Raw genomic sequence first — 13,567 nt, 5'->3', positions numbered from 1 at the left:
CTATTTTGTGTAGTCGTTAATCAGTTTGTCTTTTATTATTTTCGCAGTTTTACTGTCCATTTTATCAGCGCTTAGAGTTACAGTTGGTTCATCATTCCATACTTTCGTTTTAATCATTATTACTCCTTCTTTCTTGTCGAATACACTGTATTTACGGAATATTTCCTGTGCCTTGCTATCTTCTTTTATGACTTCTATTCTTTCAATGTTTTGAGGTTTCAAGGCACTGAATTCTTGCTGTGATGCCACTTTCTCGTCTATAACAATCAGGACATTCTCCAATGACTTGTTGAAACTTACGTTTCCGGGCATAGTAGGAGAATCGGCGGTGGTTTGGGACGCGGCTTTATCCTGATTGTCGAGCTTGAAAGTTACAGGTACTGTAAATTTTACAGGAACAGCTTCTCCTCTTTGCATTCCCGGAGTCCATCTAGGCATGTTCGCCAGCACTCTTATTGCTTCAGCGTCAAGCGATGGAGATACGCTTTTCATGACTTTGAAGTCAGAGGTGTATCCGTCTGTCCCTACTATAAACTGGACTATCACTCTTCCTTGTGTTTTCTCTCTTAAGGCATCAGCCGGATATTTAATGTTGCGTGCTATGTATTTCATCAACTCGGACATTCCTCCTGGATATTCAGGCATTTGCTCCACTATCATGAAAACTTCTCCATTTTCTGATTTTGAGGCTTGTGGCACTTCCTCTTTTTGAGGAACTTCTTCCTGTTCGTAGCCTACTACAACCACTTCATCCGTAACCTGTACCTCGTCCTTCATTCTTATTGGCTTGTCTTTCATGTTTTTAACCTCGATAGCCGAAGCAACGAAAGAACATGTCTGCTTTCCTATAAACGAAACTACTATTACAGAATTTTCTGAAACTCTTAGACTGAATTTCCCGTTTTCATCCGAAATAGTCCCATTCGTAGAACCTCTTTCCACGATACTGGCGCCCTTTATTGCTTTTCCTGTTGCATCGTCAACTATTCTACCTTCCGCCAATATAAGGCCATTAGGTTTGGAATAACTGTTTTCTACCTCATGATTTTCCGTAATTGCCGAAAAATCATTAACTTTGACACTTGAAATCTCGTCTGTTAATTTTGAGATTTCAGGATGGGCAAAGGCGGCAACTGCTACAGCTGCCAATGGAAGTACGTAGAGATACTTCGCACGTGCCCATGGGCTGGATTTCTTTTTCATCATCATAGTGATACGTTTTTTAAGTTTACTGTGATTAAAGCTGTTGGCGATTGAGTAGAGCCTTGAGCCGACAGCTTTTTTTATTAATAATAGTTGATAATTCCTTGCGTCTATACCATTTTTTATTACGGTTTCGTCGGCCTCAAATTCATGTACGTTCTGAAGTTCCGATTTGATAAGCCATGATGCAGGGTTGAACCATTGCAGAAGTATGCATATATCTGCCAGAATAAGGTCGATGGAATGATGGTTGGATATGTGTGCCATTTCGTGACATAATATCTCTTTCCCGTTTTCTTTCAGGTCGGTACGTGATATAACTATACGGTTCATCCAGCTGAAAGGTGATATGTTTTCGTCTGTCACTATAAGTTTTATTTTACTTGTATTGTCTTTTATATACAGGTTGATATCTTCTTCTTTGCCTCTGCGGGTTATATTAAGCACTTTTCTGAACTGGAAGATTTCTTTTGCGGCAAAGAATACTATTCCCAAAAGGTAAATGGCAGTAGCAAACAAGATGATATATTCCATAGTGGAAGAATTTCCTGTTGGAGTTGCCGGATCAGTATCAGTAATGACCGGCATCATCAGTGATTCATCCATGGATATTTCTACCTGAACTGTTTCGACAGGTCTCTCCATGCTTATCTTGGCGAAAGGTATTATAGAACATATAATCATCAGGCCAAGCAGGGAAAAACGGTTGAAACGATGAAAAGTTTCGCGGCTCATCAGCAGTTTGTAGAATAGGTAGAATATTGCCAGACAAACAGCCGATTTCAGTATATATATAAGTAGTGTTCCCATATTATTAAACTTCTTCTAGCGTTGCTTATTTCCTGTTCTCTTCTTCGACTTTCTTTATAAGTTCTTTCAGTTCGTCAATTGAAATGTCTTCTTCCTTTACGAGGGAAGACACTACATTGAGATAGGAATTGTTGAAATACTTGCTTATTACACTTTTCAGTGTGCTGGTGCTGAAATCATCCCGGCTCACTGTGGCATAATATTGGAATGTGTTCCCGTATGCTTTGTGTCCTATGTAGCCTTTGTCTTCCAAGCCGCGGACAATTGTTGACAGTGTGTTGATGTGCGGTTTCGGTTCGTCATAAAATGAAAGGAGTTCTTTCACGAACAATGGACCTTTTTCCCAAAAAAGTTCCATGATTTCCTCTTCTTTTGATGTCAGTTTTTTCATAAGGCTTTGCTTTAGATTTTTGTTTATGACAAAGTAACTAAAAAATATAGTTGGTTAACTAATTTTTATAGTTAAAGATAATTAATGCCAATAAAAGACAATTTCCGAACCCAGAGTTCTGGGCCCGGAAATTCAATGATTTTTGTATTTTCATTCCACACTAATACCAAGTGTCTTCATATCTTCGTCAACAGTTCCTATACCTGCGATACCGAAGTTGTCAACAAGAACTTTGGCCACATTAGGCGAGAGGAATGCCGGAAGAGTAGGACCGAGGTGGATGTTCTTCACTCCAAGCGACAACAGAGCGAGCAGAACGATTACCGCTTTCTGTTCATACCATGCAATGTTGTATGCTATAGGCAGTTCGTTTATATCGTTTAGATTGAATACCTCTTTCAGCTTCATGGCTATAACGGCCAGTGAGTAACTGTCGTTGCATTGTCCTGCATCAAGAATGCGAGGGATACCGTTAATATCGCCCAATGGAAGTTTGTTGTATTTATACTTCGCACATCCTGCAGTGAGGATTATACAGTCTTGCGGCAATGCCTTTGCGAACTCGGTGTAGTAGTCTCTGCTTTTCATTCTGCCGTCGCATCCTGCCATAACAATGAATTTTCTTATTGCACCGGCCTTGATTGCATCCACTACTTTGTCTGCCAGGCTCAATATCTGATTATGTGCAAATCCACCTATTATTTCGCCTTCCTCAATCTGTGTTGGCGCATCGCATTTCTTTGCAAGTTCAATCACTTCGGAGAAGTCTTTTACTCCGTTCTCGTTTGCAGTGATATGTTTCCATCCCGGATAACCGGTAGAGTTGGTAGTGAAGATTCTGTCCTTATATACAGCATTCGAAGTAGGAGGGACGATACAGTTTGTAGTGAATATCACCGGACCGTTGAACGAAGAGAATTCTTCGCGCTGCTTCCACCACGCATTACCGTAGTTACCGATGAAATGTTTGTATTTCTTGAATGCCGGGTAGTAGTGTGCCGGCAGCATCTCGCTGTGTGTATATACATCTACTCCGGTACCTTCAGTCTGTTTTAGCAATTCCTCTATGTCATGCAGGTCATGTCCGCTTATCAGTATTCCCGGATTTGTTCCTACACCGATATTCACTTTTGTGATTTCAGGATTTCCGTAAGTCTCCGTATTTGCCTTATCCAATAGAGCCATTACCTTCACTCCTGTTTCGCCCACGGCAAGTGTTAATGCTGTAAGTTCATCTGCCGATAGGTTGCCTATTGTGATTTTTCTTATTGTTGACTGCATGAAAGTGTGTATGCTTTCATCATTATATCCCAGGCGCATGGCGTGCTCGTGATATGCGGCCATACCTTTCAGACCATATATTATCAGCTCTTTCAGTGAGCGGATATCCTCATTCTTTTCCCTAAGAATACCAACAGTTCTTGATTTCTCATCGTAGAATTTTCTGTTTTCTGTATTCCAGATTATTTCATCTACTGCCGGAAGTTTGATATTCTCTTTCTCTGCAATATTTTTCAGTTTAGTTTTCAGTTCCAATCCTCGGTCCACTCTTTTCAGAATGCTTTCATCGTCGAAATTGGCATTTGTAATGGTTGAGAATAATGCGTCTGTTACGAAAGTGTTTACCTCATGATTTGTTTTAATGCCGTTTTCTCTCAAAATGTCTGCTACGGAGCACACGCCTCTAACTACGAACAACAGCAAGTCCATGGCTGCCGATGTTGAGCTGCTCTTGCCGCATACACCCTTGATGGTACAGGCTATTCCTTTGGCTGTCTCCTGACATTGGAAACAGAACATTTCGTTTACTGCAATAGAATTTTCAGTCATAATAAATGTGATTTGAATTTGTGGTTAATACTATTGTTGTTATTTTTGTGCAAAGGTATTCTGTTGTAAGTCTTTATTCCGTAACAGATGTTACCATGACTGATAAAAATAATTAATACACAGATAATAGGTATGGGACGATTTTATGACATATTGGACTTCACTCTTTTCGAAGGAGTAAACAAAGATGGTATTGCGGAATTTCTGAAGAATGCTTCTAAAAAGATTTCTTCGTATAAGAAAGGAGATATCGCCATCTTTCAAGACAGTTTGTGTAAGTCATTGTCTCTGTTGTGTCAGGGTACGCTGCTTGCCAAAATGACGAATGCCGAGGGAAAGGAAATAGTGATAGAACATCTGGCGGCTCCGGATATATTGGCACCTGCATTTATTTACGGAACAGAGAACAGATTTCCTGTAACATTGCAGGCTGAGGATGATGTCATAATATGGTCTCTGTCGAAAGATGATTTTCTTAAGATGATGGAAACCGACGACGCTCTTCTGAGAAATTTTCTACGTCAGATATCAGACAGGAGTGTCTTTCTGAGTCGTAAACTTAATGAATTTGCCTTGCAGAATCTTAGTACAAGGATTGTGAGCTATTTGCAGAGGAATGGTGTTATAACCAATATTCAGGATGTTGCTTTTATCATGGGAGTGGCACGTCCGTCACTGTCGCGTACGCTGTCTGCTATGGTTGAGGAAGGTGTATTGATAAAGACCGAAGAAGGGTATAGATTGTCAAAATATTAAGTTCGGAAAAATATCCTGCCGCTTTTTAGAACAACAGTAGATTTAGCAATATAAATATGTGTCACTACTGATTAAATGTCAGTGTTACATATACTTTATTAAGAAATGATATGCCAATATGACAGAATTAGTATTTGGCACGCTTTTCGTATTGAGTATTGTGTCTTATTAAAGACATTAGATAAACTGAAAAATAACAATAAAAATATACTATTATGACTATTAAACCATTAGCAGACAGAGTTCTGATTCTTCCTGCTCCTGCAGAAGAAAAAACTATCGGCGGTATCATCATTCCTGATACAGCAAAAGAAAAACCATTACAGGGTAAAGTAATTGCAGTAGGCAACGGTACTAAAGACGAAGAAATGGTATTGAAAGTTAATGATACTGTTTTGTATGGAAAATATTCTGGTACTGAAATCGAACACGAAGGTGTAAAATACTTGATGATGCGCCAGAGTGACGTACTCGCTGTTGTGGAATAATAAATATAATCAACATTTTAAAGTTTAGAAAATTATGGCAAAAGATATTCTCTTCAACATTGATGCTCGCGATCAGTTGAAAAAAGGTGTGGACGAACTTGCTAACGCAGTGAAAGTAACACTTGGTCCTAAAGGACGTAACGTTATTATAGAAAAGAAATTCGGTGCTCCTCACATCACTAAAGATGGTGTGACTGTAGCTAAAGAAATAGAATTGGCTGACGCATTCCAGAACACAGGTGCACAGCTTGTAAAATCTGTAGCTTCAAAGACTGGTGATGATGCAGGTGACGGTACTACTACTGCAACTGTATTGGCTCAGGCTATCGTAGGTGTAGGTTTGAAGAATGTTACAGCAGGTGCCAACCCAATGGACTTGAAACGTGGTATCGACAAGGCTGTTGCTAAAGTTGTAGAATCTATCAAGTCACAGGCTGAAACTGTAGGTGACAACTACGACAAGATTGAACAGGTTGCTACAATCTCTGCAAACAACGACCCTGTTATCGGTAAGCTTATTGCAGATGCTATGCGCAAGGTTTCAAAAGACGGTGTTATCACTATCGAGGAAGCTAAAGGTACTGACACTACAATCGGTGTTGTAGAAGGTATGCAGTTCGACCGTGGTTACTTGTCAGCTTACTTCGTAACTGATACAGAAAAGATGGAATGTGTAATGGAACACCCATACATTCTTATCTATGACAAGAAGATTTCTAATCTGAAAGATTTCTTGCCTATCCTTGAACCGGCAGTACAGAGCGGACGTCCTTTGTTGGTTATAGCAGAAGATGTTGACAGCGAAGCATTGACTACACTTGTAGTTAACCGTCTGCGCGGACAGTTGAAGATTTGTGCTGTTAAGGCTCCGGGCTTCGGCGACCGTCGTAAGGCTATGCTTGAAGATATCGCAGTATTGACAGGTGGTGTAGTTATCAGCGAAGAAAAAGGCTTGAAACTTGAACAGGCTACTCTCGAAATGCTTGGTACTTGTGATAAGGTTACTGTCTCTAAGGAAAATACTACTATCGTAAACGGTGCCGGTCAGAAAGAACTCATCCAGGAACGTATCAACCAGATCAAAGCTGAGATGAAGAATTCTACTTCTGACTATGACAAAGAAAAACTTCAGGAACGTCTTGCCAAATTGTCAGGTGGCGTAGCAGTTCTTTATGTAGGTGCTGCAAGCGAAGTTGAAATGAAGGAAAAGAAAGACCGTGTTGACGATGCTTTGTGCGCAACTCGTGCCGCTATCGAAGAAGGTATCGTACCTGGAGGTGGTGTAACTTACATCCGTGCAATCGATGCATTGGAAGGCTTGAAGGGTGACAACGCTGACGAAACAACCGGTATCGAAATCATCAAACGTGCTATCGAGGAACCTCTTCGTCAGATTGTAGCTAACGCTGGTAAGGAAGGTGCTGTAGTGGTACAGAAAGTACGTGAAGGTAAAGATGACTTCGGTTACAATGCACGTACAGATGTTTACGAACACTTGCACGCTGCCGGTGTAGTAGATCCTGCAAAAGTAACTCGTGTTGCTCTTGAAAATGCAGCTTCAATAGCAGGTATGTTCTTGACTACTGAATGTGTAATTGTTGAAAAGAAAGAAGACAAACCTGAAATGCCAATGGGCGCTCCAGGAATGGGCGGCATGGGTGGCATGATGTAATCTTCCCCTTTTAATCACATAAAATATTGATATTAGACTCCTGTCGGACTGATGTCCGGCAGGAGTTTTTTTATAATAAAAAATGCACGAATGACATTCCAATTGATGAAATTCGTGCATTTTCTATATGGTTAGACTTGTGTCCTACAAATACAAGTCAATCGACAGGTACATGTATTCTTTATCCTGATCTTTACTTCGTTCAAAGAATATCTTGTTTTCCCTTGCCAGCCATCCTATGGCAAGATTCAAATCTCTGTCAGAAAGTCCGGAAGCAGCTTTCAGGCTCTCATACTCCCATCTTTCGCCGTTGTTGAGGAGACGCCAGATAACTCCTGCGTTTTCTCCTATAATGTGTTTATCCATATTAACCAATAAAAAAGTTCAGTTCAATGTATAGAATATTTCTTTTTCCTTGTTGAGTCTCCTCTATATTGAGTTTGCCTTCTCTGGCCAGCCATCCTATGGCAGCATTTATTTCTCTGTCAGACAATCCGGTTGACTTCTTGATCTCGCTGTAAGACCATTTGCGGTGTTCGCTATTCAGTAATTTCCAAATTACTCCTGCGCAATTTCCTATACTTTGTACATCCATATATTTAAATATTTGGGTTAATAAAACAGGTTATTTCCTCATAAACTAAGTCGTTTTTAAATACTGGCTTTTCACAAATATACTGTTTTTTTGTATATGTTATAACTTTGAACATTCTTTTTTTTAATATGATGTTATTAAATATACCAGTTTTGGTGATAATATTACTAATGTGTTAATTATTAGGATAGTCTGTTTATCCGTTTTTTTTTAATTCGCTCCAGTATTTTGTGATTATAATGTTTCCTAATAATTGGAGGTTATTGTATAAAATCTTCATATCTTTACGCCTGAAAAAAGAACTGTCTTATCATGGTAAAACTCCACTACATATAGGATGGTAGTTTATAAATGTGGAGGTTATAAGTGTTATGAGGAGAATTTTATATTTAATTGTGTGTATTGCCTTATGTGCGTGTACTGCGACCAACACGGATAAGGTAAATGTCAATGAGCATGGAACCGAGTGGAAGTGGGATGGCGGTACTATCGTCGTAAACACTCCAGAACGCGAGGCCGGACAAAAGAGTGTATTGGGACTTACAGCTCCTAAAATGGAAGTAGTCAGAGTAGGCTTTGTAGGGCTTGGAATGCGTGGACCTGGAGCCGTGGAACGTTTCACTCACATTCCGGGTACACATATTGTAGCTTTATGTGATCATGAGGCTTCTCGTGCTGAGGCTTGTCAGGAGTATTTGAAGAATGCTTCTTTGCCAAAGGCTGAGATATATTCAGGTGAAAAAGGATATGAGGAACTGTGTAAAAGAGAAGATATTGATCTGGTTTATATAGCAACAGACTGGCTGCATCATTTCCCTGTAGCAAAATGTGCCCTTGAAAATGGCAAGCATGTGGCTATAGAAGTTCCTTCTGCAATGAATTTAAATGAATGTTGGACATTGGTAAACTTGAGTGAGAAATATCAGAAGCACTGTATGATTCTTGAGAACTGCTGTTATGACTGGTTCGAGATGAATACCCTTAATATGGCACAGCAGGGAGTATTCGGTGAGGTGATACGTGCTCAGGGTGCCTATATCCACGATTTAAGTCCATTCTGGAAACATTACTGGAAAAATGGTGAATCAGACAAGTTGGGATGGCGTTTGGATTATAATATGCGTCATCGTGGTGATGTATATGCCACTCATGGTTTAGGCCCTGTAGCTCAGGCTCTTGATATTCATCGTGGCGACAGAATGAAGACTTTGGTGGCAATGGATACCAAATCTGTGAATGGAAAAGCATGGGTTGAAGCATCTGCAGATTCAGTATGCGAGAATTTCAGAAACGGTGATCATACTACAACTTTGATACGTACAGAAAATGGAAAGGTTATCGAAATACAGCATAACGTAATGACTCCGCAACCATACAACAGACTTTATCAACTTACAGGAACAAAAGGTTTTGCAAACAAATATCCTATTGAGGGATATGCTGTAGGAGGTGACCAGCTTGAGGCTTCAGGCGTAAAACCGGAAGTTGACAATCTGAATGCACACAGCTTCCTTCCTGAAAAGGAAATGAATGCACTGGTAGAGAAATACAGACATCCTATATTGAAGAAATACGGTGATATGGCCAAGGAAGTAGGCGGACACGGTGGTATGGACTTCATTATGGATTCACGTCTGGTTTATTGCCTACAGAACGGTTTGCCATTGGATATGGATGTTTATGACCTGGCTGAATGGTGCTGCCTTGCCGAACTTGGTGAATTGTCTATGGATAATAACTGTGCTCCTGTAGAATTCCCTGACTTTACCCGTGGTGACTGGAACAAGGTGAAAGGATACAGACATGCCTTTGCTTCAACTGAAGATGAGGCTGAAGCAGCCAAGAAAGCTGAGGCTTATACACAGAAACTAAAACTTCAGGGTGCTGAGGATTGGAAATAAATCAGAATAGATAATATTTTTAAAGCCTTTTGAAAACTCTTTGCAAACAGTTTTCAAAAGGCTTTAAATTTTATAGTGAAGAGTGTTTTTGAACTTCTTCCATTACTCGCAGGAAGTTGCCTCCCCATATTCGTCTGATATCATCCTCGCTATATCTTTCTTTCATGAGACGACGGGTGAAGTTTATAAGTTCCGATGAGTCGTTGCATCCTATTATTCCGCCGTCACCATCGAAGTCTGTTCCTATTCCCACATGTTCCACACCTGCAAGATTTACTATGTGGTTCAGATGTTCTATCGCATCAAGGATATTTGCTTCACGGTCTGAGCGGAGGAAACCGCTGTAAAGACAAACCTGTATCACTCCTCCTTTACGGGTAATGGCTTTTATCTGGTCATCTGTAAGGTTTCGCGGATGATCGCATAAAGAACGGCATGAGGAGTGCGAACATACTACAGGCATCTGGCTTATCTCCAGTGTTTCGTAGAAACTTCTTTCTCCACTGTGCGACAGGTCTATCATCATACCCGTGTGGTTCATCTCACGTATGACAGCTTCACCGAACTGACTTACACCAAGATTTTCGTCATTATATCTTGCCGAACCGCAGATGTCGTTGTTACCGTTGTGACACAATGTCATATATACCACACCTCTTTTTCTGAAACGTTCTACATTGGTGATGTCTTTACCAATGGCATATCCGTTTTCAATACCTAACATTATAGCTTTTTTCCCTTCCGTTTTAAGACGGTAAAGATCCGAAGGTGCGTATGCGATATCAACAGCAGTACAGTTTTCGTCTATCATCTTTTCCATTTCATTGAGCAGTCTGTCTGCCTTTGCTGTGGCAGCAAGCAATGCTTCGTCTGTACGTTCTTTCTGCGGAATATATGCAACCATTATTGTGGCATCCTGTCTTCCTTCTGTCATTTTATGAAGATCGACTTTTATCTTGCTGTCTCTTGTTGCGAAGTTTATTCCCTGTCCGAAAAACATGGGAGTGTCACAATGGGTATCTAGTGTCAGGATCCTCTGATGAAGCCTTTTTGCTTCTTTGAATGATGATGATTCTTTTATCAGCCATTCGAATATAGGCATCATGCTTCTATCCCCGTTAAGGATAAAACATTCGGGATGCCATTGGACTCCGAGCATCGATTTGTATTCAGTGCTTTCCACTGCTTCTATTATACCGTCGTTTGAACGTGCACATACTCTGAATCCTGGAGCCGGCTCCTTGACTGCCTGGTGGTGGAACGAATTTACTGGCAATATTGTATTACCCATTATTTCGGCAAGCAGGCTGTCTTTATCTATATTTACCGTGTGTGATGCATATGATCTGTCAAGATCCTGACTGTGTTTTATCAGTTTGCCTTCAGCTTGTGAGTAGATGTCCTGATATAAAGTACCTCCTAATGCGGCAGTCATTATCTGGATACCTCTGCAAATGCCGAGAATCGGAATCTGTCTGTCGGCAGCCATTTTCACTATCATCAGTTCCTGACGGTCGCGGTAAGGATTTATATTATGGAGTTCCCTTACAGGGTCTTCTCCCAGAAATAACGGATTGATATCTGCACCTCCGCTGAGAAGTATTCCGTCTAATGAATCAAGCAGATTTGGCAGAATGGTCAGGTCATCAGAAGGAGGAATAACCAGGGGAACTCCTCCGGCTTCATATATCGATTTGAAATATCCCGGAAACAGTGATACGTTTCCATCGCTTATATTGGCGGTAATGCCAATTATCGGACGTCTTTTGTCGGATGGCAATTTGCTATGCAAATAGTCATAATCAGCCTGTATATCGAATGTATTATACGTTTTCATACGTTAATCTTTATTATAACTCTGACAAATATACGGAAAAATCGGATTTATTTCGGATATTTGTTTAAAATAACATTCTATGGAACCAGTAAGAACACTCTCCCAAATGGTAAATAGGTTGCGCTTGAGAAAAACACGGCGCAAAGTTGCTGTTGTTTGTCCTAACGATCCACATACAGAATATGTTATAATAAGAAGTCTGAGAGAGGAAATAGCCGAATATCTTTTGGTTACTGATGAAGGACATATCGATATAGCAAACAGTCTATATGCTGCTTCTCCTGATTTTGTTCGTGTATATACGGCTCCAACACCTGATGATGCTGCAGCTCTGGCTGTAGAACTGGTACGTTCCGGCGAGGCTGAGGTACTGATGAAAGGATTGATAAATACAGATAATCTTCTGAGGGCCGTATTGCATAAAGAGAGAGGTTTGCTTCCTCCTGGTGGAATTCTTAGTCATGTGGCAGTGGCACAGATTCCGCTTTATCATAAATTATTGTTCTTTTCGGATGCAGCCGTAATTCCCAAACCTACATTAGACCAGTTCAGAGCTATGATAATGAACGATATCAGGATATGCAACAGGCTTGGAATGGAAGAACCTCGTGTCGCTCTTATACATTGTTCGGAGAAGGTGAATGCCAAATTCCCTCATACCATTTGTTATACTGAACTGAAAAAAGAAGCGTCTGAAGGAAAGATGGGCAAGGTTTATATTGATGGTCCGATGGATGCGAAAACTGCTTGTGACGCTCATAGTGGAGAAATAAAAGGAATGTCGTCGCCTGTTATCGGCAATGCCGATATTATGATATTCCCTAACATCGAATCTGGAAATACCTTTTATAAAACACTTTCCCTGTTTGGAGATGCCAACATGGCAGGAATGCTTACCGGTACTATAGCTCCGGTAGTTGTTCCTTCGCGAAGCGATTCCGGTAATTCTAAATACTACAGTCTTGTGCTGGCATGCCTTGCAGGAAAATAAATCTTATGTTTTTATGAGAATACTTGTAATAAACCCCGGATCAACCTCAACCAAGGTTGCCGTTTATGATAATGAGAAACAACTGTGGAGTGAAAATGTATATCATCCGGCTGAGGAACTTTCGCGTTTTTCGCATGTCAACGAACAGCACGATTTCAGAAAGGAGCTTATTATAAAGTCTTTGGAAGAGGCAGGTTTCAATGTGGAATTCGATGCGGTGATAGGACGCGGAGGTTTGCTTAAACCTACACAGGGTGGTGTTTATCTGGTAGATGAAAAGATTAAATACGATTTGATAAATGCCAAGATGGAGCATGCGTCCAATCTGGCAGGATTGATTGCCGATGAGATTGCCAAAGGATGTAATTGTCCTGCGTATATTGCTGATCCAGTGGTAACGGATGAAATGAGCGACCTGGCACGTGTAACCGGAATGCCGGAAATATCCCGTATATCGGTTTTTCATGCGTTGAACAGTCGCGCCGTATCACGAAGATATGCTGCAAGTGTTGGACGCAGGTATGAAGACCTTAATCTTATAGTTGCCCATTTGGGTGGTGGAATCTCTATCAGTGCACACTCAAAAGGCAGGGTTATAGATGTGAATAACGCACTTGACGGTGACGGACCTTTCAGTCCCGAAAGAGCCGGTTCGATACCTACGAGGCAACTTGTGGATTTATGTTTCAGCGGAAAATATTCGTATGACGAGATACGTAAGATGATAAACGGACATGGAGGATTGTTTGCTCACTTGGGAACTACAGATGTAAGAAGTATCGTTGCAGAAATAAAGGCCGGAAACAAGCATGCATATAATGTCTTGCATGCCATGGCATATAATATCGCAAAAACTATAGGCAGTATGCATATTGTTTTGAGGCAAAAGACAGATGCGATAATACTTACAGGTGGAATGGCTCACGGTGATTATGTCATATCTGAAATATCATCATGGATAGACGGACTTGCTCCGATAGAAGTAATTCCGGGTGAAGACGAGATGGGTGCTTTGGCTATGAATGCACTGGGGGCATTACGTGGCGAATTGCCTTTGCAGGTTTACAATCCGGAATAGTTTGTCACGAAATTG

12 protein-coding genes are annotated in these 13,567 nt (G+C 40.7%); 6 read left to right on the top strand and 6 right to left on the bottom strand.

Going from position 1 to position 13,567, the window contains the following annotated elements; genetic code table 11:
- The 3 genes from H6A61_RS00380 to hcp all read right to left on the bottom strand — a co-directional run bounded on the left by H6A61_RS00380 (position 1) and on the right by hcp (position 4,234).
- A complete protein-coding gene (locus tag H6A61_RS00380) occupies positions 1 to 2,013 on the bottom strand; it encodes a M56 family metallopeptidase (protein WP_204390348.1) in 2,013 nt (670 codons plus the stop codon).
- 25 nt (positions 2,014 to 2,038) lie between these two features.
- Positions 2,039 to 2,404 (bottom strand): BlaI/MecI/CopY family transcriptional regulator, encoded by a 366-nt coding sequence (locus H6A61_RS00375; RefSeq protein WP_204390347.1) that lies wholly within the window; start codon positions 2,402 to 2,404, stop codon positions 2,039 to 2,041.
- 150 nt (positions 2,405 to 2,554) lie between these two features.
- Positions 2,555 to 4,234, bottom strand: coding sequence for a hydroxylamine reductase (gene hcp, locus H6A61_RS00370; RefSeq protein ID WP_204390346.1), 1,680 nt, complete (start codon positions 4,232 to 4,234; stop codon positions 2,555 to 2,557).
- Positions 4,235 to 4,366: 132 nt separating this feature from the next.
- Between hcp and H6A61_RS00365 the strand changes: the two genes are divergently transcribed.
- The 3 genes from H6A61_RS00365 (at position 4,367) to groL (ending at position 7,150) form a co-directional block, all read left to right on the top strand.
- The gene (locus tag H6A61_RS00365) at positions 4,367 to 4,990 is read left to right on the top strand and encodes a Crp/Fnr family transcriptional regulator (protein WP_204390345.1); all 624 of its coding nucleotides are present in this window, start codon (positions 4,367 to 4,369) and stop codon (positions 4,988 to 4,990) included.
- A gap of 215 nt (positions 4,991 to 5,205) precedes the next feature.
- Positions 5,206 to 5,478, top strand: coding sequence for a co-chaperone GroES (locus H6A61_RS00360; protein ID WP_154043459.1), 273 nt, complete (start codon positions 5,206 to 5,208; stop codon positions 5,476 to 5,478).
- 34 nt (positions 5,479 to 5,512) lie between these two features.
- Positions 5,513 to 7,150, top strand: coding sequence for a chaperonin GroEL (gene groL / locus H6A61_RS00355; protein WP_154043458.1), 1,638 nt, complete (start codon positions 5,513 to 5,515; stop codon positions 7,148 to 7,150).
- A gap of 144 nt (positions 7,151 to 7,294) precedes the next feature.
- Here groL and H6A61_RS00350 read toward each other — a convergent pair whose 3' ends face one another.
- A complete protein-coding gene (locus H6A61_RS00350; RefSeq protein WP_154043451.1) occupies positions 7,295 to 7,516 on the bottom strand; it encodes a winged helix-turn-helix domain-containing protein in 222 nt (73 codons plus the stop codon).
- A gap of 1 nt (position 7,517) precedes the next feature.
- Positions 7,518 to 7,745 (bottom strand): winged helix-turn-helix domain-containing protein, encoded by a 228-nt coding sequence (locus H6A61_RS00345; protein ID WP_204390344.1) that lies wholly within the window; start codon positions 7,743 to 7,745, stop codon positions 7,518 to 7,520.
- Between the two features lie 371 nt (positions 7,746 to 8,116).
- Here H6A61_RS00345 and H6A61_RS00340 point away from each other — a divergent pair, with 371 nt between their 5' ends.
- A complete protein-coding gene (locus tag H6A61_RS00340) occupies positions 8,117 to 9,646 on the top strand; it encodes a Gfo/Idh/MocA family protein (RefSeq protein WP_154043449.1) in 1,530 nt (509 codons plus the stop codon).
- A gap of 70 nt (positions 9,647 to 9,716) precedes the next feature.
- Here H6A61_RS00340 and H6A61_RS00335 read toward each other — a convergent pair whose 3' ends face one another.
- Complete coding sequence (locus tag H6A61_RS00335) at positions 9,717 to 11,483, bottom strand: gamma-glutamyl-gamma-aminobutyrate hydrolase family protein (RefSeq protein ID WP_204390343.1); 1,767 nt, start codon at positions 11,481 to 11,483, stop codon at positions 9,717 to 9,719.
- A 79-nt stretch (positions 11,484 to 11,562) separates the two neighbouring features.
- On the opposite strand from H6A61_RS00335, the gene H6A61_RS00330 reads away from it, so the two are divergent.
- Complete coding sequence (locus H6A61_RS00330; RefSeq protein ID WP_204390342.1) at positions 11,563 to 12,474, top strand: phosphate acyltransferase; 912 nt, start codon at positions 11,563 to 11,565, stop codon at positions 12,472 to 12,474.
- Between the two features lie 13 nt (positions 12,475 to 12,487).
- Positions 12,488 to 13,552 (top strand): butyrate kinase, encoded by a 1,065-nt coding sequence (buk, locus tag H6A61_RS00325; protein ID WP_154043446.1) that lies wholly within the window; start codon positions 12,488 to 12,490, stop codon positions 13,550 to 13,552.
- Positions 13,553 to 13,567 lie beyond the last annotated feature (15 nt).

Origin of the sequence: Bacteroides caecigallinarum, from assembly GCF_016901995.1 — a bacterium.
GTDB lineage: Bacteria > Bacteroidota > Bacteroidia > Bacteroidales > Bacteroidaceae > Phocaeicola > Phocaeicola cellulolyticus.
This window is presented reverse-complemented; position numbering and strand designations above follow the sequence as displayed.